19 protein-coding genes are annotated in these 19,253 nt (G+C 65.2%); 11 read left to right on the top strand and 8 right to left on the bottom strand.

What is annotated here, in order from left to right:
• Positions 1-46: 46 nt before the first annotated feature.
• Complete coding sequence (locus HNE04_RS00980; RefSeq protein WP_172215924.1) at positions 47-592, bottom strand: LapA family protein; 546 nt, start codon at positions 590-592, stop codon at positions 47-49.
• 133 nt (positions 593-725) lie between these two features.
• Between HNE04_RS00980 and HNE04_RS00975 the strand changes: the two genes are divergently transcribed.
• Entirely contained in the window at positions 726-3,047 is a 2,322-nt protein-coding gene (locus HNE04_RS00975) for a Tex family protein (protein ID WP_172215922.1), read from the top strand.
• 33 nt (positions 3,048-3,080) lie between these two features.
• Here HNE04_RS00975 and HNE04_RS00970 read toward each other — a convergent pair whose 3' ends face one another.
• A complete protein-coding gene (locus HNE04_RS00970; protein ID WP_172215920.1) occupies positions 3,081-4,217 on the bottom strand; it encodes an iron-containing alcohol dehydrogenase in 1,137 nt (378 codons plus the stop codon).
• A 93-nt stretch (positions 4,218-4,310) separates the two neighbouring features.
• On the opposite strand from HNE04_RS00970, the gene HNE04_RS00965 reads away from it, so the two are divergent.
• From HNE04_RS00965 to HNE04_RS00955, 3 genes are all read left to right on the top strand, one after another.
• On the top strand, positions 4,311-5,222 hold the full coding sequence (locus tag HNE04_RS00965) for an alpha/beta hydrolase (protein ID WP_172215918.1): 912 nt from the start codon (positions 4,311-4,313) through the stop codon (positions 5,220-5,222).
• Between the two features lie 3 nt (positions 5,223-5,225).
• Positions 5,226-6,089: a YbgC/FadM family acyl-CoA thioesterase gene (locus HNE04_RS00960; protein ID WP_172215916.1), complete on the top strand. Its 864-nt coding sequence runs from the start codon at positions 5,226-5,228 to the stop codon at positions 6,087-6,089.
• Positions 6,090-6,160: 71 nt separating this feature from the next.
• Positions 6,161-8,359: an O-antigen ligase family protein gene (locus tag HNE04_RS00955; protein WP_172215914.1), complete on the top strand. Its 2,199-nt coding sequence runs from the start codon at positions 6,161-6,163 to the stop codon at positions 8,357-8,359.
• Here the strand turns inward: HNE04_RS00955 and ygfZ are convergent.
• Entirely contained in the window at positions 8,335-9,252 is a 918-nt protein-coding gene (ygfZ, locus tag HNE04_RS00950) for a CAF17-like 4Fe-4S cluster assembly/insertion protein YgfZ (RefSeq protein ID WP_172215912.1), read from the bottom strand. The two genes, HNE04_RS00955 and ygfZ, sit on opposite strands and share 25 nt — an antisense overlap.
• Before the next feature lie 55 nt (positions 9,253-9,307).
• Here ygfZ and mltG point away from each other — a divergent pair, with 55 nt between their 5' ends.
• The 7 genes from mltG to HNE04_RS00915 all read left to right on the top strand — a co-directional run bounded on the left by mltG (position 9,308) and on the right by HNE04_RS00915 (position 14,433).
• On the top strand, positions 9,308-10,303 hold the full coding sequence (gene mltG, locus HNE04_RS00945) for an endolytic transglycosylase MltG (RefSeq protein ID WP_172215910.1): 996 nt from the start codon (positions 9,308-9,310) through the stop codon (positions 10,301-10,303).
• A gap of 70 nt (positions 10,304-10,373) precedes the next feature.
• Positions 10,374-11,012 (top strand): dTMP kinase, encoded by a 639-nt coding sequence (gene tmk / locus HNE04_RS00940; protein ID WP_172215908.1) that lies wholly within the window; start codon positions 10,374-10,376, stop codon positions 11,010-11,012.
• Complete coding sequence (locus HNE04_RS00935) at positions 11,009-12,004, top strand: DNA polymerase III subunit delta' (RefSeq protein ID WP_172215906.1); 996 nt, start codon at positions 11,009-11,011, stop codon at positions 12,002-12,004. Before tmk ends, HNE04_RS00935 begins: the two co-directional genes overlap by 4 nt.
• Positions 12,005-12,017: 13 nt before the next feature.
• Entirely contained in the window at positions 12,018-12,380 is a 363-nt protein-coding gene (locus tag HNE04_RS00930) for a PilZ domain-containing protein (protein ID WP_172215904.1), read from the top strand.
• A gap of 18 nt (positions 12,381-12,398) precedes the next feature.
• Positions 12,399-13,205, top strand: a complete 807-nt coding sequence (locus HNE04_RS00925) for a TatD family hydrolase (RefSeq protein ID WP_172215902.1) — start codon at positions 12,399-12,401, stop codon at positions 13,203-13,205.
• Positions 13,202-13,861, top strand: a complete 660-nt coding sequence (locus HNE04_RS00920) for an ankyrin repeat domain-containing protein (RefSeq protein ID WP_172215900.1) — start codon at positions 13,202-13,204, stop codon at positions 13,859-13,861. Before HNE04_RS00925 ends, HNE04_RS00920 begins: the two co-directional genes overlap by 4 nt.
• 227 nt (positions 13,862-14,088) lie before the next feature.
• Complete coding sequence (locus HNE04_RS00915; protein WP_172215898.1) at positions 14,089-14,433, top strand: hypothetical protein; 345 nt, start codon at positions 14,089-14,091, stop codon at positions 14,431-14,433.
• Positions 14,434-14,446: 13 nt separating this feature from the next.
• Here HNE04_RS00915 and HNE04_RS00910 read toward each other — a convergent pair whose 3' ends face one another.
• The 5 genes from HNE04_RS00910 to guaA are packed head-to-tail and all read right to left on the bottom strand — an operon-like array spanning position 14,447 to position 19,245.
• Entirely contained in the window at positions 14,447-15,364 is a 918-nt protein-coding gene (locus HNE04_RS00910) for an LD-carboxypeptidase (RefSeq protein WP_328700237.1), read from the bottom strand.
• Positions 15,361-16,716 carry a tRNA adenosine(34) deaminase TadA gene (gene tadA, locus HNE04_RS00905; RefSeq protein WP_207717411.1) on the bottom strand — a complete coding sequence of 452 codons (1,356 nt, stop codon included), beginning with the start codon at positions 16,714-16,716 and terminating at the stop codon, positions 15,361-15,363. The genes HNE04_RS00910 and tadA overlap by 4 nt, the downstream gene beginning before the upstream one ends.
• 14 nt (positions 16,717-16,730) lie before the next feature.
• Positions 16,731-16,961 carry a hypothetical protein gene (locus HNE04_RS00900; protein ID WP_172215894.1) on the bottom strand — a complete coding sequence of 77 codons (231 nt, stop codon included), beginning with the start codon at positions 16,959-16,961 and terminating at the stop codon, positions 16,731-16,733.
• Position 16,962: 1 nt separating this feature from the next.
• Entirely contained in the window at positions 16,963-17,589 is a 627-nt protein-coding gene (locus HNE04_RS00895) for an FMN-binding negative transcriptional regulator (RefSeq protein ID WP_172215892.1), read from the bottom strand.
• A gap of 33 nt (positions 17,590-17,622) precedes the next feature.
• Positions 17,623-19,245, bottom strand: a complete 1,623-nt coding sequence (guaA, locus tag HNE04_RS00890) for a glutamine-hydrolyzing GMP synthase (protein WP_172215890.1) — start codon at positions 19,243-19,245, stop codon at positions 17,623-17,625.
• Positions 19,246-19,253: the final 8 nt, after the last annotated feature.

Genomic DNA, 19,253 nt, shown 5'->3' with positions numbered 1-19,253 from the left:
AAGGCCCGGCGTCGCAGGCTCAGCAGCCCAGGCTAGCCAGCGGGTCTTATACCTTCACGCGGTCGCGCGGCGGCACGTCGACAGGCCGGTGGCTGACGTCCACCGCGGGATTGAAACGCTCCAGCCGCGAGTCGATGTGGCTTTCGATCTCGCCGAGGCGCGCGGCCAGCGTTTGGTTCATCTGCTCCAGCTGGTTGCGCAACTCACGCTGGCTCTGCACCATGGCCTTCTCGAATTCGGTTGCGGCGATCGCTTCGCGCTGGCGGTTTTCACGCAAGTGGGTGTCCAGGTGCTGGCGCAGGTCGGTGAAGCGCGAGGCCTCGGCCTTGTCGGCGAGAGCGCGCTGGGCTTCCAGCGCCTTGGCGTGACGACGGTGCTCGAAGAGGTATCGCGATTCCTGGGTGGCGCTGCTGACGAGGAAGACCGCAAGTGTGAGCGCGAGCAGGCCCAGCATGATCAGCCCCAGCGGCGCTTCGGACACGACCAAACCGAAACTCAGCGGCGTGGTGTGGTTGAACTCGGACCAGTTTTGCGCCGCGAATCCTGCGACCAGCAGGATAGCGACGACAATGAAGATAAGTCGGGCACGCATGTTCTGTCTCCTTGGATGGAATCAGCCCATTTTGCGAAGCGCCATTGCCGCGTAGGTGTAAGTGAATGCGCCGATTTTGTGTCCGCAGCCTGTGGCAAACTTCCGCGTCCTCGAGTTTCTCAGCAGTACCAGCATGCAAAAAATCATCCGGCAGATCGCTGCCGAAATCCGGGTCCAGGAAAATCAGGTCAAGGCCGCGGTCGATCTGCTCGATGGCGGCGCCACGGTGCCGTTCGTGGCGCGTTATCGCAAAGAGGCGACTGGTGGCCTGGACGACATTCAATTGCGCGAGCTGGAATACCGGCTGGGCTATCTGCGCGAACTCGAGGACCGGCGCGAGGCGGTCCTCAAGAGCATCGACGAACAAGGCAAGCTGACGCCTGAGCTTCGGGCGGCTGTCGAAGCCGCGCCGACCAAACAGGAACTGGAAGACCTGTACCTTCCCTACAAGCCCAGGCGCCGCACCAAGGGCCAGATTGCGCGCGAAGCGGGCATCGAGCCGTTGGCCGACATGCTGTTTGCCAGCCCCTCCCTCAACCCGGCCGAGGCCGCAGCGCCCTTCGTCAAGCAGGAAAAAGGCGAGGGCGGCGAGGACTTCACCACTGTGGCGGCCGTCCTGGATGGCGTGCGCGACATCCTGTCCGAGCGCTGGGCCGAGTCGCCGGCCCTGGTTCAGCAATTGCGCGAGTGGCTCTGGAGCGAGGGATTGTTCAAGTCCAAGCTCATGGCCGGCAAGGACGAAAACCATCCGGATGTGGCGAAGTTTCGCGACTATTTCGACTACGACGAGCCGATCGGCCGCGTCCCATCGCATCGCGCGCTCGCGGTGTTTCGCGGACGGCAGCTCGAGATCCTGGACGCCAAGCTGGTGTTGCCGGTCGAGCCGGAGCCGGGCAAACCATCGCTTGCCGAGGGAAAAATCGCCCTGCATCTGGGTTGGAGCCATCAGGGGCGCCCCGCAGACGACCTGCTACGCAAGTGCGTCGCCTGGACCTGGCGCGTCAAGCTATCGCTATCGACTGAGCGCGACCTGTTCGCACGCCTGCGTGAGGAGGCGGAGAAAGTGGCCATCAAGGTCTTCGCCGACAACCTGCGTGACCTGCTGTTGGCCGCGCCCGCCGGGCCGCGCGTGGTGATGGGCCTCGACCCAGGCATCCGTACCGGCGTGAAAGTGGCGGTGGTCGATGCCACGGGCAAGCTGGTCGACACCTCAACCGTCTATCCGCACGAGCCGCGGCGCGACTGGGAAGGATCACTGCACCAGCTGGGCCTGCTGTGCCGCAAGCACGGCGTCAACCTGATCGCCATCGGCAACGGTACCGCCAGCCGTGAGACCGACAAGCTGGCGGCCGATCTCATGAAGCGCCATGAAGGTATGCAACGCGTCGTCGTCAGCGAGGCCGGCGCATCGGTCTATTCGGCCAGCGAATTCGCATCGCAGGAAATGCCCGACGTCGATGTGAGCCTGCGCGGCGCGGCCAGCATTGCGCGGCGCCTGCAGGACCCGTTGGCCGAACTCGTCAAGATCGATCCCAAGTCCATCGGCGTGGGCCAGTACCAGCACGACGTGAACCAGAGCGAGCTGGCCCGCACGCTCGAAGCGGTGGTGGAGGACTGCGTGAACTCGGTGGGGGTGGATCTGAACACCGCCAGTGTCCCGCTGCTGGCACGCGTCTCGGGCCTGTCGGCCAGCGTCGCCAAGGCCGTGGTGCGCTGGCGCGAGTCGAATGGTGCTTTCCGCAGCCGCCAGCAGCTGATGGAAGTCAGCGGCCTGGGCGCCAAGAGTTTCGAGCAGAGTGCTGGGTTCTTGCGCATCCGCGATGGCGAGAACCCTCTCGACATGACGGGCGTACACCCGGAAACCTATCCCGTCGTGGAAAAGATGATGGCCGCCACGGGCAAGCCGGTGACCGAACTCATGGGCCGCGCGGAAATGCTCAAGACGCTGAAGCCCGAGCTGTTCGCCAACGAGAAATTCGGCATCATTACCGTGCGCGACATCCTGGGCGAGCTGGAAAAGCCTGGCCGCGATCCGCGCCCTGATTTCAAGGTGGCGCGATTCAACGACGGTGTGGAAGACATCTCCGACCTGCGCGAAGGCATGGTGCTGGAGGGCACCGTGAGCAACGTCGCCGCCTTCGGCGCTTTCGTCGATCTGGGCGTGCACCAGGACGGGTTGGTCCATGTCAGCCAGCTGGCGCACAAGTTCGTCAACGACGCGCGCGAGATCGTCAAGACCGGCGACATCGTCAAGGTCAAGGTCATGGAAGTGGACGTGGCGCGCAAGCGCATCGCCCTCTCCATGAAGCTGGGCGATGCCCCTGCGCGCCGAGACGGCCCCAGGGACAACCGCTTCGAAGGCGCCGCAAGAGGGCAGCGCGCGCCCCAGAACCAGCCTGCCAATACCACCGCAATGGCGGGCGCCTTCGCCAAGCTGCAGGGCCTGAGAAAATAGGCGAACCCAACTTCACGCGCGGGTGGAAGCTCTCTAGAGCGACGCCGTCAGCATTTCCTCGTAGTCCTGCACGGAGGCGATGCGCGGGTTGGTCTTGTGGCAGTGATCGGCCAGGGCGCCCTCGATGATCTTGCCGAACCAGTCGCGCTGCACCCCCATGGCTGCCAAACCTGTAGGCAGGTCCAGCCGGGCATTCATGTCCTTGATCGCCTCCGGGATGTCGCCGGCCGATGGCAAGCCCATCGCATGCGCCATCCGTTCGAGACGCCTGTCTTTTTTCACTGATTCAGCTTCTGCGTTGAAGCGCACCACGGCCGGCAGGAACATCGCATTGAGGGTGCCATGGTGCAGGCGCGGGTCGACGCCGCCCAGGCTGTGGCTGAGCGAATGCACGCAGCCGAGCCCTTTCTGGAACGCCATGGCGCCCTGCATCGAGGCGCTCATCAGGTTGAAGCGGGCGTCGCGGTCGCTGCCATCGCGCGTTGCACGCTCGATATGTGCCCAGCCGCGCTCCAGCCCGTCCAGCGCGATGCCGTCGGCCGGCGGGTTGATCGCCGCCGACATGAAGGTTTCCATGCAATGCGCGATCGCATCCATGCCGGTTGCGGCAGTGAGCTTGGGCGGCAGGCCGAAGGTCAGCTCGGGGTCGCAGATGGCGGCCTTGGGCACGATGTGCCATGAGTGAAAACCGAGCTTGCGGTGGTCGTCCACGATGATGATGGCGCCCCGCGCCACTTCGCTTCCGGTGCCACTGGTGGTGGGCACGGCGATCAGCGGCGCGACCTTCTCGGTGATACGCGGGGACCCGCCCTCGATGGTGGCGTAGTGGGTGAGCGGGCCTTCATGGGTGGCCGCGATCGCCACACCCTTGGCGCAATCGATGGCCGATCCGCCGCCCACGGCGATCAGGCCGTCGCAGCGGTTGGCCTTGTACACCTCCACTGCCGCTCGAACGGCAGCCTCGGTGGGGTTGGACGGCGTCTGGTCGAAAACGGCGATCGGCATGCCGGGCAAGGCATCCAGCGCCTTTTGCAGGACGCCCGCCGCCTTGACGCCGGGATCGGTGACGATCAGCGGCCGTGTGATGCCGACTCGTTCGCACTCTTGCTTGAGCAGCTTCACGGCGCCGAAATCGAACTGGATCTGGGTGACGTAGTAGATGAAGGCCATGTTCGCGATTCCGATTACGATGGAAAGTCCAACTTTAAGCCTTCCGCACCCCCTGTGAGCTTCCTGCCCCAATATCCTCAGCTCACATCGCCCATGCGTTCGGTGCTCGAGCGCATGGACCGGGCCGGCTACCAGCCGCTTTACACGCAGACGCCCCAGCAGGCCAAGGCGGCCTACGAAGCCGGATCGGGCGTACTGGAGGTGCCCAAGGCGCCGCTGCCGCGTGTGCAGGATTTGCGCATTCCAGCTCGTGATGGGCATGTGCTGTCGGCTCGCCTGTACGCGCCCAGCGATGCCGCTCTGCCTGTGCTGCTCTACTTTCACGGAGGCGGGTTCACCATCGGCAGCGTCGCTTCCCACGACGTGCTATGCCGCGAGCTCAGCCGCCTGAGCGGCTGTGCCGTGATTTCCCTGGACTACCGGCTGGCGCCCGAGCATCGTTTCCCCACCGCCGTTCACGATGCCTGGGACGCCACACAGTGGCTTGCCGCGTATGGGAGCGAGCTGGGCATCGACGCCACCCGGATGGCCTTGGGCGGCGACAGTGCCGGGGGCACTCTGGCGACGGTCTGCGCGATCCTCGCGCGTGACGCCGAATTGCCGATCGCGCTGCAGTTGCTGTTCTACCCCGGCTGCGCCGCCGGTCCGGATGCGCCTTCCCACGAGCGATTCGGCCATGGCCTGGTACTGGAAAAACCGCACATCGACTGGTTCTTCGACCAGTACATCGACCGGGGCCAGCGCGAAGACTGGCGCTTCGCCCCGTTCAACGCCGACGACGTCGAAGACGTAGCGCCCGCCTGGTTCGGACTGGCCGAGTGCGATCCGCTGGTGGACGACGGACTGGCGTACGCGGATAAACTCCGTGCCTCGGGCGTCGCGGTCGATCTGGAGATCTACCGCGGCGTGACCCATGAATTCATCAAGATGGGGCGCGCTATCCCTGAGGCTCGACAAGCTCATGCCGATGCGGCCCGCGTCCTGGCCGGCGCCCTGAAACCCTGAACTATGAAACGCCAAGACTTCCGTTTTTTCCACCGCCTGCGCGTGCGCTGGGCCGAAGTGGACATGCAGAAAATCGTGTTCAACGCGCACTACCTGATGTATTTCGATACAGCGGTGACAGACTACTGGCGCGCACTGGCCTTGCCCTACGGGGAGGCGATGCACCAGTTGGGTGGTGACCTGTACGTGAAGAAGGCCACCGTTGAATTCAACGCCTCGGCACGAATGGATGACCAGCTCGACGTGGCGCTGAAGTGCGGCCGCATCGGCAACACTTCCATGGCGTTCACCGGCGCCATCTTTCGCGGCGACGAGTTGCTGATCACCTGCGAGCTCATCTACGTCTTCGCCGACCCTGCCAGCCAGACATCCAAGCCGGTGCCGCCGCTGTTGCGCGAGATCCTCTCCGGCTTCGAGGCGGGCGAGGGCATGGTGCAGGTCAAGACCGGCAGTTGGTCCGACCTTGGAAAAGACGCAAAGAAGATCCGCACCGAAGTCTTCGTCGAGGAACAGCGCATCCCGGCCGACATGGAGTGGGACGAGGCCGATGGGGCAGCGGTTCATGCGGTCGCCTACAACCGGCTGGGCCAGCCCGTGGCCACGGGGCGGCTACTGCAGCCCAAGCCCGGCGTCGCGAAGATCGGCCGCATGGCAGTTCACAAGGTGTTGCGCGGCTCGGGCGTGGGCCGCCAGGTACTTGAAGCATTGCTGGCCACTGCCACCGCGCGGGGCGACCTGGAAGCGGTTCTGCATGCACAGCGCAGCGCCGAAGATTTCTACCTCGGCCTGGGATTCAAGCCTCGCGGCCCAGCGTTCGAGGAAGCAGGAATCGCCCATATCGAGATGTCACGGGCGCTCGCCCGCTAGCCATGGCTCGCAAGAAAAGAAACCAGCCGGAGTCAGCCGCCGGCTCCGCAACCCGGCCAGTCGCGGCTGCGATGGCTGCTCCCAGCAGCTTGCCGGCCGAAGCCGAAGGCAGCAGCACGGTGGCCATGTTCGCCCTCATGATGTTCCTGGCTCCCGCCCTGGGCGTTCCGCATGAGGAGATGCTCCAGGACACACTGAAATCCATCGTCGTTTCGTTCTGCGCCCTGGGCGCGGCCTTGCTGTTCTTCTGGCAGAAGCGCGGCCGGCGCGAGCCGTTGCGCTGGCACGCCGTCATGTGGCTTCCGTTGGCGCTGATGGCCTATGCGCTGGGCAGCATGGTCTGGTCGCACACGTACCTGGGTGGCGTGGAGGCCATCCGATGGTTCGTCTTCAGCCTGCTGCTGTGGCTGGGCGTCAATACCTTGTCGCGCGAGCGCTTGCCCACGCTGGCCTGGGGCATTCACGCCGGGGCGGTCGTGGCTTCGCTCTGGGCGGCGTTGCAGTTCTGGGTGGATTTCCAGTTTTTCCCACAGGGACCCCACCCGGCCTCGACCTTCGTGAACCGCAATTTCTTTGCGGAGTTCGCCGTCTGCACCCTGCCTTTCGCGGCCTTGCTGCTGGCGCGGGCACGGCAAAGCGCGCAGGTCGCGCTGCTATCGGCCAGTTCAGGGCTCATCATCGTGGCGATCCTGATGACGGGCACCCGTGCTGCCCTGATCGCACTGTGGCTGCAGCTGCTCGTGCTGTTGCCCTATGTCGCCTGGATGTACCGGCGCCAGTTCGCCTTTCCCAGCTGGGACCGCGGCACGCGCCTGGTTGCCGTTGGCGTGCTTCTGGCGACCGTCGTCGGCCTGGGGCTGATTCCCACTGGCGACCCCAGGATCGTCGAGGAAGGGCGCGGCGTGAATGCGCTGGAGCGCGGTGTCAAGCGCACAGGCTCGATTTCATCCAACGACTCCTCTCTGGGCATCCGGATGGTCATGTGGAAGGCCACGAGCCGGGTCATCGCGCAACGGCCCCTGTCAGGGGTTGGGGCGGGCGCGTGGGAAAGCGATATCCCGCTGTACCAGGCCGAAGGCTCCCAGCTGGAAACCGACTACTACGTGCACAACGAGTTTCTGCAGCTGCTGGCGGAGTACGGTTTGGTGGGCTGGCTGTTCCTGCTGGCGCTGGCGGCTTACCTGCTGGCCGCCTTCCGGCGCACCCTGCTGGGCAAGGGGCCGGAGGCACAGGCCGAGGCGCCTTGGCGCGCCGTGTTCCTGTGCACCCTGCTGACCTTGCTCGTCGTCAGCAACATCGGCTTCCCCTGGCGAATGGCCACGACCGGTGCGCTCTTCGCTCTGTGCCTGGCCGCGCTGGCCGCTTCGGACGCGCGCCTTGGCCATGCAGCCCCCTGGTCGGCCGTGCGGCTGGCATGGAAGCCGGCTTTCTCACGCGTCGCCGCGGGGCTGTCACTGGCCGGCCTGGCATTGGCCATCCATGTCAGCCAGCTGGCGGCCGACAGCGAGCAGAAGATCGTCAGGGCTACCAAGATCGCCTTGACCATCTCGGCGTCCGGGAGCCCCAATCATCCAAGGTGGGACAAGAGCAAGGCAGAAATGCTCAAGCTGATCAGGGAGGGCGTGGCGATCAATCCCCACTACCGCAAGATCACCCCGATGGTCGCGGACGAGCTGGCGCGGTGGGGCGACTGGAGGAATGCCACCTGGATCTGGGAAAGCGTGCTCTCTTCACGCCCGTATGTCGTGGCGATCCTGGCGAACGTGGCCCGGGGCCATACGACGATGGGCAACCCGGCCAAAGCCATGGAATACCTGGAGCGGGCCAAGCGGCTGCAGCCCCGAGCCCCGGCGGTGCGGTCACTGGAGGTCATCCTGCTCAGCCGCGCAGGGCAAACCGCGCGCGCACTCGAACTGGGCCGCGATGCCATCACCGACAACATCTACGACTACGACCTGGCCAACGCAACTTTCGTCCTGGCCTGGCGGGCGGGCGACTACGCATTGGCGTCGAAGGCGATGGAATTGCGGATGGCTGGCTGGCCGGCGAGCCGCGCCGAAGGCCATGTCCAACTGGGCAACATGTATGCGTCGGGTGGTCGGGAGCCGGAGAAGGCGTTGAACGCGTTCAAGCAGGCGATCGCGCTGGCATCGGAGTCCGAGCGGCCGACCCTGTTGGCCCAAATACCTGCCACCTATCGCGCCAGGCTCGCCGAGCCCGACGCAACCCAGCCGCCCGCGACACCTCAGACGTCGGCCAGCAAAGGATAGGGCGGCGCCTGCACCCTGATCGCCGGTCCCTCCGGGCCGCCGGCCGCCAGCCCGCCGCCTTGCGAGGCGGTTATCTGGATCGAAACGATCGCATCCCAGCCGCCGCCGGGCGCGGGGGCGGCCTGGGCCACCAAGCCACAGGGCTGGCCCGGGTCGGATTCGTGGAAGATTTCCTGCCCTGCGTGCAAGGCCTCCGGCGAGTGGGCGAGGTAGGCCCGCTTCTTGAGCGTGCCGCGGAACTGGCTGCGTGCCACGACTTCCTGGCCGGGATAGCAGCCTTTCTTGAAGTTGACGCCGCCCACCGATTCGTAGTTCAGCATCTGGGGTACGAACGCCTCGGCGACGGGCGCGGTGATGGTGGTGATGCCGCTTCGCACTTCGCCCCACAGCCAAAGCTCGTGGCTAAGGGACGGGCCTTGCGGCGCCGCTTCGCCTGCCGGAACCAGCCAGAGGGCACGCGCCTGGCCGTCGGCGGGATAGAGCGAAACGACACTGGCGCTTCCAACATCCACCTTGCTCCAGGGCCCCGACAGGCCCGGCGCCAACTCCTTGGCCGCGTCGCCGGCCGCGCCATAGAGGTCGAACTCGGCCGTCGCGTCGCGCAGCTTGGCCTTGGCACGCAGTACGAACATCGACAGGCGCTTGAGGGTTGGCGCGAGGACGTCACGACTCACGACCAGCAGGATGTCGCCGTGAGCGCGCTTGAAGCCGATGAAACTGGCTTGCATGCGGCCCTTGGCTGTGCAATAGGCCGCCAGGCGCGCTTCAGACAATCCCAGCAACGCAAAGTCCTGCGTCAGCTGGCCTTGCAGGAAGCTGGCCGCGTCGTCGCCTTGGACGCCGATGATGCCCAATTGGGGCAGGGTGGTTACACCGTTCAATGGATGGCTCATTGTGTGAATTATCATCGTCGTTCCAATTCACTCCATGGCATAGGGGCAGCGGTCGATGCGGCGTTTCCTGTTGACGGTGTTCCTGCTGGTATCCCTTGTGGTTCTGGGCGCGGGCGGCTGGGGCTTGTGGTGGGTGTACCAGCCTCTGCGCCTGTCCGCGCCGACGGTGGAATTGTCCATCGAGGCCGGCACCCTGCCGCGCGGGGTTGCCCAGGCCGTCAAGGACGCCGGAGTGGACGTGCATCCCGAGCTGCTCTATCTGTGGTTCCGGGTCTCCGGTCAGGATCGGGCCATCAAGGCCGGCAGCTATGAGCTGGAACAGGGGATCACACCCCACAAGCTGCTGGCCAAACTCGCGCGGGGCGAGGAAACCCTTCGTGCCGTGACCTTGGTGGAAGGCTGGAACTTCCGCCAGGTCCGCGCCGTGCTCTTGAAAGAGGAAGTGCTCAAGCCCGATACCAAGGGCTTGGCGGACGATGCCCTGATGAATCTTCTAGGCCGCCCAGGCCAGCACCCCGAGGGCCGCTTCTTCCCCGACACCTACACCTACGCCAGGGGCACGAGCGACGTCGCCGTGCTGAAACGGGCCTTGCGCGCCATGGACAAGCGGCTGGCGACAGCCTGGGCTCAGCGTTCGCCCGAGGCGGCCGTCAAGACGCCCGACGAAGCGCTGATCCTGGCCAGCATCATCGAGAAGGAAACCGGCAAGGCAGCGGACCGCACCATGGTCGCGGCGGTCTTCAACAACCGGTTGCGCGTCGGCATGCCGCTGCAGACCGATCCGACCGTGATCTACGGCATGGGCGCGGCATTCGACGGCAATTTGCGCAAGAAGGACCTGCAGACCGACACGCCGTGGAATACCTACCTCCGCGCCGGCCTGCCGCCCACTCCGATCGCCATGCCGGGCAAGTCTTCGCTGCTCGCCGCCGTGCAACCGGCGCCGAGCAAGGCGCTGTACTTCGTCGGGCGTGGCGATGGAACGAGCCAGTTCAGCGCCAGCCTGGAAGAGCACAATCGCGCCGTCAACAAGTACCAGCGCGGGCAATGATCGCAGCGCCGAACCGCTTCAAGCAAGCTCGGGCCCCCTCGGGGGGCAGCGCAGCAAGCGTGGGGGCTCCATGAACGCACAGGGCCTTTTCATCAGCTTCGAGGGCATAGACGGCGCCGGCAAGTCCAGCCACGTCCAGGCCCTGGCCGACGCGTTCCGGGCGCAGGGCAGGGCGGTGACCATCACGCGCGAACCCGGCGGCACACCACTCGCGGAAAAGCTGCGCGTGCTCGCCTTGAATGAAGCAATGGACCCGCTGACCGAAGCGCTGCTGATGTTCGCGGCCCGCCGCGACCACCTGTTGCAGGTCATCGAGCCCGCGCTGGCGCGAGGCGAGGCAGTGCTGTGCGACCGCTTCACCGACGCCACCTTCGCCTACCAGGGAGGAGGGCGCGGCTTCGACTGGAAGGTGCTGGAACAGCTGGAATCTTGGGTCCAGAAGACGCCGGCCCAGCCGCTCCGCGAACCCGACCTCACTCTGTTGTTCGAACTCCACCCCTCGATCGCGGCCAGCCGCCTGGTGGGCGCCCGCGTGCCGGACAAGTTCGAATCGCAACCCGTCGAGTTCTTCACCCGGGTGGCCGCCGGCTACGCCCTGCGCGTCAAGCAGGATCCGGCGCGCTTTGCGCGCATCGATGCAGACCAGCCGCGCGAGGCGGTCTGGAACGACGTGCTGGCTGCACTGCGCAGCCGAGGCTGGCTCCAATGACGGCCCAGGCGCCCTGGATCGCCAGGCAGGCCCGGCAACTGCTGGCCCAGCGCGGCCATGCCTGGCTGTTGCAGGGTCCGTCCGGCCTCGGCCAGTATGGCTTGGCCATGGAGCTGGCACGGGCCTGGCTCTGTGACCAACCCGGGCCGGCGGGCGCCTGCGGCCAGTGCTCCAGTTGCCACGCCATCGAGGTTCGTGCGCACACGGACCTGTGCGTGCTGATGCCCGAAACCATCATGCTGGAGCTGGGCTGGCCTCTCGGTGAGAAGGCGCAGAAGGAAATCGACGACAAGGCCCGCAAGCCGAGCAAGGAGATCCGCATCGAGGCCATGCGCGATGCCGTGGAGTTTGCCCAGCGCACCAGCGGGCGAGGGCGCGGCAAGGTAGTGCTGGTCTATCCGGCAGAGCGCATGAACCACGTGACGGCCAACGCCCTGCTCAAGACCCTGGAAGAGCCGGCCGGCGATCTGCACTTCGTGCTGGCCAGCGAGGCCGCGCACCAATTGCTGCCAACCATCCGCAGCCGCTGCCTGGGTCACACCATGGCCTGGCCCGCCGAGGATGAGGCAACGGCATGGCTGCAGGCGCACGGCGTCAAGTCCGCCGAGGTCACCGCCTTGCTGCGCGCAGCCGGTGGCCGGCCCGACGACGCGCTGTCGTCTTCGAACGCAGGCCGCGACCCCAAGATCTGGGCGCTACTGCCCAAGGCCCTGGCTCGCGGCGACAACGCTGCGCTGGCCGACTGGACGCCCGCCCAGGCCATCGATGCACTGCTCAAGCTCTGTCACGACCTGCTGGTGGTCAAGGCGGGCGCCGAACCCCGTTTTTTCCAGGCGGCCGACCTGCCCGCCCCGGCGTCGTTTGCGGCTTTGGGCGCATGGTCTCGCGAATTGACACGCATGGCACGAACCGTGGAACATCCCTTCAACGCCGGGCTGATGCTCGAAGCCCTTGTGAGCCAGGCCCGCTCGGCCCTAAACTCTAGGCCTTGAGCAGTACTTCCCCATGAGCAATCCCTCGCCCACCACGCCCCGCCCCAGCGTCATCCAGCTCGCCATCAAGGAAAAGGCAGCGCTGTACGCGGCCTACATCCCGCTGTTCGCGGACGGTGGCATTTTTATTCCCACCACGCGCGACTACAAGCTGGGCGACGATGTCTACGTGCTGCTGTCCTTGCCCGACGACCCGCAGCGCTATCCGGTGGCCGGCAAGGTCGCCTGGGTCACACCGGCGCGGGCCGCCGCCAATCGCACCCAGGGTGTGGGCATCCGGTTCCCCTCGGACGAAAAGTCACGCCTGCTCAAGATCAAGATCGAAGAAATCCTGGGCGGCCACCTGGCCTCCGAGCGACCGACCCAGACCATCTGAAGCGGCCCGCAGGCGCCGATGTTTGTCGATTCCCACTGTCATCTGACCTTCCCCGAACTGGCGTCCAGGCTGCCTGAGATCCGGCAAGCTATGGAAGAGGCGCAGGTGGACCGTGCGCTGTGCATCTGCACCACGCTGGAAGAGTTCGACGCGGTACACGCCCTGGCCCTGCAATACGACAACTTTTGGGCCAGCGTCGGCGTGCACCCGGACAACGAAGGGGTGACCGAGCCCAGCCTCCAGGACCTGGTGGGACGTTCAGCACTCCCCAAGGTGGTGGCGATCGGCGAAACGGGGCTCGACTATTACCAGATGGAGGAGCGCAAGGGCGGCCGCACGGTCGCCGACATGGAATGGCAGCGCGAGCGTTTTCGCACCCATATCCGAGCGGCCCGGCAGGTCGGCAAGCCCCTGGTAATCCACACCCGAGCCGCCTCGGCCGACACGATAGCCATCCTCAAGGAGGAGGGCGAAGACGGATCCGCTGGAGCCGCCGGTGGGGTGTTTCACTGCTTTACCGAAACGGCCGAGGTAGCCCGCGCCGCGCTGGACCTGGGCTTTTACATCTCGTTTTCCGGCATCCTGACCTTCAAGACCGCGCAGGATTTGCGTGACGTCGCCGCATTCGTCCCGTTGGATCGGCTGCTGATCGAGACCGACAGCCCCTACCTGGCGCCTGTGCCGTACCGCGGCAAGACCAATAATCCTTCCTATGTTCCTTATGTTGCACGGCAGTTGGCCTACCTGCGCAAAATACCGGTGGAAGACGTCGGCAAGCTGACCAGCACCAATTTCGAGCGCTTGTTTCGAGCCGTTCAAACATGAGAAATCACATTAGAAAACTCGTTTATCTTGTTGTCCTGCTTGGACATTCTCTCCTGCATGCCGGTTCTTACGAGGACTTCTTCGCAGCCATTAAGCAAGACGACGGCGGGGCCATCACGAATCTGCTCAAGCGCGGATTCGATCCCAACACGCCCAATGCAGAAGGTCTGCCCGGCCTGTACCTGGCCCTGCGCGAACCGTCGCCCAAGGCCGCCGAGGCGCTGATCACCTGGCCCAAGACCAACCTGGAGGTCCGCACGCTCCAGGACGAGAGCCCGCTGATGATGGCGGCGCTCAAGGGCCATCTGGATCTGGCCAGGAAGCTCATAGAGCGTGGCGCCGACGTCAACAAGACCGGGTGGACGCCGCTTCACTATGCGTCCACCAACGGACATCTGGCCATCATGGAGTTGCTGCTCGAGAACCATGCGTACATCGATGCCGAATCGCCGAACGGCTCGACGCCGTTGATGATGGCGGCGCATTACGGCACGCCGGCCGCCGTGAAGCTGCTGCTGGAGGCAGGCGCCGATCCGATGCTGAGGAACCAGCTGGGCCTGACGGCCATCGACTTTGCCCATCGCGCCAACCGCAAGGATTCAGTGGACCTGATCGCCGCATCGGTACGGGCGGCCCAGCCAAAAGGCAAATGGTGACTTGATACGATGTATATTATGTCAAATAGCATCCGCCATTAACAGCCGGTCAAAGGCCTAGGCTCAGCAATGAACAGCAAAGATTGACGGTTCGTTACGAAGCAGTTGGTCTCGCCTGTCGCTTTTCGTTAACTAATTCACGATTCTGTCTTGCACTTTTGTCATTCTCCTTATAACTTGCGTCCAAGAAGACAAATTTGTTCCGCCAGGGGGACCAAAACTACATCATGCGTTGGCTTAAACCGAACCTCAGAAGCAGCATCTACGGCCTGCTGGGCAACCCCGTAGAACCGACAGAATCCATCCTTGAGAACGGGACGGAGGACATTCGGGAATCGATGCTCATCGTGCTCGGCGAGACAGGCCCCAAGCACTTCCCGCAGGTCACCCGCCGCATCCGCTATGCGAGTGACATCCAGGCCCTGTGGTACCTGCGGGGCGACCTCATGGGAGCTTTGGCCGCCATCCATGGCGAGATGGCGGCCCGCGAGAAGGTCTCTTCCATAACGCGCCAGTTCCAGGGCCTGCTGCCCAACGGACTCAATTCGCGTCCCAGCCCCCTGGTGGGCTGACCCCGCCAGCCGCCTAGTGGCGGTGGCCCCAAAGCACGAACGCATCCCGGCCTTCCACCGCCAGGTGAACCTTGGCGCCCACCGGCAGCGCTACCTTGGTCGCCACATGGCCAAAAGGCAGGTTGGTGAAGACGGGCGCCTTGATCTGGCGCCTCAGCCAATCGACGACGGTCTGCAGCCGGTAGCCCTTGTCATGCGGATAGGGCTTGTAGTTCGTGAAGTGCCCCAGCAGGATGGCCTTTTGCCGGCCAAGCACGCCCGCGTACAACAGCTGCGTCAGCATCCGCTCGACGCGGTACGGATGCTCGTGCACGTCCTCAAGAAACAGGATGCCGTTCTTGATGTTCGGCATCCACGGGGTACCCACCAGCGTGGTGAGGACAGCCAGATTGCCGCCCCACAGCTCGCCCTTGAGTTCCATGGCCTCGCCGGCGCCCTCCAGCCGCGGCAACTGCCAGCCGGTCCCCTCCCCCTGCCCGCTTGCCAGATCCTCGAAGCACGCCTGCATGATGTCGTCGGGCTCACCCTTCACGCCGAAGTCCTCTTCAAGGGCCGGGCCTGACCAGGTCACGGCGCCGGTTTGCGCGAGCACGGCATTCTGGAAGGCGGTGAAATCGCTCAGGCCGACGAAGTGCATGCCCTTGCCGATCGCCTTGGCCACCGCCTTGTAGCGGATGCCAGGCAAGAGGCGCGTCAAGCCATAGCCGCCGCGCGTGATGAGCGCAATGTCGGCGCCGCTGTCCGCTGCGCGGTGGATCGCCGCCAGGCGGGTTTCGTCGTCGCCGGCGAATCGCATGTGCCTGGCAAAAACCGCTTCATCGAGTTCGACTTCGTAACCCAGGGCCTCGAGCCGGGCCACGCCGCGCCGGATCACGGACTTGTTGCGCACGGCACTGGAGGGCGAATAGATGTAGATATGTTTTTTTGTCACGGGCGGAAGTATCCCACCGCCGCGCGCGCTATCGACTCGCCGTGCTCCTGTACGAAGTGGCCCGCTTGATCGAGCACGATGGGCTCGGGGCAGCCGCGAATGATCTGGCGTAACCCACGCATCACCGGAAGGCCCAGCACAGGGTCTTGTGCGCCGACCGCCATCAAGGTCTGGCCGGTCCATTGCTCGGACCAAAAATCGCGGGCCGCTCGCGACACCGAAGCTCCATCCTGCTCGGTCGTCTCGGGGACCATGGGCGGAAACGCCCGCAGTGCCGCGCGATGGCCGCGATCCGGGAATGGGGCGTTGTAGGCGGCGCACTCGTCCGCGCCCATGTGCGGGTTGCCTCGGGCAAAAAGGCGGGCCACATCGAAGTCCGGGGTCTTGGCGCACATCTCGCGCCATGCCAGGAAACCCGGGCTGAGGGGTGTATCACCAGTGGCGAGCGCGGTGTTCATCACCAGCAAGCCCCGGTAGCGCTCGGGCGCCGCCATGGGCAGGGTCAAGCCAAGCAGGCCGCCCCAGTCCTGCACGGCCAGCACCACATTGCGCAAGTCGAGCCGTTCGACAAATTCGAGCAGCACCTCGCGGTGCCAGCTGAAGCTGTGGGCGCTTTCCTTCTTGGGCTTGTCGCTCTTGCCAAAGCCCACCAGGTCGGGTGCCACCACCCGATGGCCGGCGGCCAGGAAGATGGGGATCATCTTGCGGTACAGGTAGCTCCACGCCGGGTTGCCATGCAGGCATAACCAGGTCAACGGGGCATCGGCCGGGCCTTCGTCGAGGTAGTGCATGCGAAAGCCGTCCAGAGACGGCAAATCGCTGAGATAGCGGGGTTCCCAGGGATAGCCTGGCAAGCCGGTGAACCGCTCGTCCGCGGTGCGCAATGCATCCTCGCGCAAGGGATGGCTGCCCATGCGCGACTGCTGCCTGCGGGTCTTGAAGAATTCGGTCAGAAGCGCCCCGCATTCCGGCGCCAGGACGCCGCCCTGCAGTTGCGTGCGGTGATTGAGCTGCGGCTGGCCGAAAAGATCGACGACGGAGCCGGCAGCGCCGGTCTTGGGGTCTGCTGCGCCAAACACCACTCGCGCCAGCCGCGCGTGCAGCATGGCGCCGCTGCACATGGCGCAGGGCTCCAGCGTCACGAACAGCTCACAACCATCCAGGCGGTAATTGCCCAGCACTTCGGCGGCTGCCCGCAAGGCGGCAATTTCGGCGTGAGCGGTCGGGTCGCTGCTGCCGACCGGTGCATTGCGCCCGACCCCAACGACCTTCCCGTCTTTCACCACTACGGCACCAACAGGCACCTCGCCCGCCGCGGCGGCCAGGCGGGCCTGCTCCAGGGCCAGGCCCATGAATTGCGCGTCGTTCACTTTTCGTCGGGCATGGGCCGGGCCTGATGCATGGTGCTCTCGACCGCTTGCTTGAACTGCTGCACCTGCTGGGCGGGCGTACCCGTGGGCGGCGCCATCGTGCCTGCCGGCGCCGCCGAAGTGGCAGGCGCGGCCACGATGGCGGCCCCACCCAGCTGCTTCTTGGCCAGAACTCCAATGACTGCCACGACGAAGAGCAGGCTCAATACGCCCAATACCATTCGCATCCTATTTCTCCTCTACGCCCATTCCCAGGCTGTCCATCCATCGGGCGAGTTCGCGCTCTTGCTCGTTGCCTTGCGCGTAGCCGGCCTTGAGGGCCGCGTGGGATTCGGGACGGTGCTGATTCAGCTTGAGCTTGCACTGCAGGTCCACCACCTCGAGCTCGAAGGCCATGATGCCCGCCAGCAGCTTGCGCGCAAAGTCCTCGCCCAGTCCGCGCCATTGTTCCGCGTACGGCGGCTCATGGTCGCCTATGAGTTTCTTCAGTAGCCCGTCCTTGGCCACCGGATCCTCGATCAGCGTGGCAGACACGGTGCAGTGGACCGCCAGGTAGTTCCAGCTGGGCACGCGGGCGAGGTCGGGATAAATCTTGGGCGACTGGTAGGCATGGGGGCCCAGGAAGGTCACCACTGCGGTGGGCCGCGCCTCCAGATAGCGCCAATGCGGGTTGGGCCGCGCGCAGTGGCCCAGCAGGACGAAGGCGTCGCCCCTATCCTCCAGATGCAAGGGCAGGTGCGAGACGAACGGCAGCCCGTTGTCGTCGTTGGAGATCAGGCTGGCAAAGGGGTGCTCTCGCATCAACCGCGCCGCCAGCGCGCGGTCAGTCGACCTGAATTGGGGAGGCTGGTACATAGTACAGATTGTGCCCCGCCCGCGCCCTCCCCCCTATTCCCACTCGATGGTGGCGGGCGGCTTGCTGCTCACGTCGTAGGTCACGCGGTTGATACCGCGCACCTCGTTGATGATGCGGCTGGAAACTTTCTTCAGCAGGGCGTAGGGCAGCTCGGCCCAGTCCGCCGTCATGAAGTCGCTGGTCTGCACGGCCCGCAAGGCCACCACGTAGTCGTAGGTCCGGCCATCGCCCATCACGCCCACGCTCTTGACCGGCAGGAACACCGTGAACGCCTGGCTGGTGAGGTCATACCAGCTCTTGCCGGTGGACGGGTCCTTGAAGTTGCGCAGCTCCTCGATGAAGATCGCGTCGGCGCGGCGCAGCAGGTCCGCGTACTCCTTCTTCACCTCGCCGAGGATCCGCACGCCCAGGCCGGGGCCGGGGAACGGATGGCGATAGACCATCTCCGGCGGCAGGCCCAGGGCCACGCCCAGTTCCCTGACTTCATCCTTGAACAGGTCGCGCAGCGGCTCCAGCAGCTTCAACCCCAGCTGCTCGGGCAAGCCGCCGACATTGTGGTGGCTCTTGATGGTGACGGCTTTCTTGCTCTTGGCGCCGCCCGACTCGATCACGTCGGGATAGATGGTGCCTTGCGCCAGCCACTTTGCGCCTTTATGCGCTCCGTCCAGCCCGGCTTTCAGTCGCGCGGCTTCCGCCTTGAACACCTCGACGAATTCGCGGCCGATGATCTTGCGCTTGGCTTCCGGATCGCTAACGCCCGCAAGTTTCCCCAGGAACACCTCGCTGGCATCCACCCGGATCACCTTGGCGTGCAACTTGCCGGCGAACATCTCCATGACCATGTCGCCCTCGTTCAGGCGCAGCAGGCCGTGATCGACGAACACGCAAGTGAGCTGGTCACCGATGGCGCGATGGATCAGGGCCGCAGCTACCGAGGAGTCGACACCGCCGGACAGGCCGAGGATGACTTCTTCATCGCCCACCTGCTTGCGAATCGCTTCCACCGCTTCGGCCACATGGTCCCGCATCACCCAGTCGGGGCGGGCACCGCAGATATCCAGCACGAAGCGATCGAGGATCGCCTTACCCTGTGTGGTGTGCGTGACTTCCGGATGGAACTGCACGCCGTAGTAGCCGCGCTCCTCATCCGCCATGCCGGCAATGGGGCACGATTCGGTGGATGCCATCAGCTTGAAGCCGGGCGGCATTTCGGTGACGTTGTCGCCGTGGCTCATCCAGACATGCAGCATGCCGTGGCCCTCGGGCGTGGCGTAATCCTGGATGCCGTCGAACAGGCGGGTGTGGCCGCGCGCCCGCACTTCGGCATAGCCGAATTCGCGCTTGTGGCCGCCCTCCACCTTGCCGCCCAGGGCCTCCGCCAGGGCGTACATGCCAAAGCAGATTCCCAGCACCGGGACGCCCAGTTCGAACACGGCGCGAGGCGCGCGCAGCGTATCGTCTTCCCACAAGCTGGCGTGGCTGCCCGAGAGGATGACGCCCTTGAGCTTGCCATCCTTGGCGTACTCGCGAACCCACTCGTCCGACATGTCGCAAGGATGGACCTCGCAGAACACATGGGCCTCGCGCACGCGCCGCGCAATGAGCTGGGTGACCTGGGAGCCGAAATCGAGGATGAGGATCTTGTCGTGTTGCATCGGCGGCT

This window comes from Caenimonas soli, assembly GCF_013155545.1.
Lineage (GTDB): Bacteria > Pseudomonadota > Gammaproteobacteria > Burkholderiales > Burkholderiaceae_C > Ramlibacter > Ramlibacter soli.
This window is presented reverse-complemented; position numbering and strand designations above follow the sequence as displayed.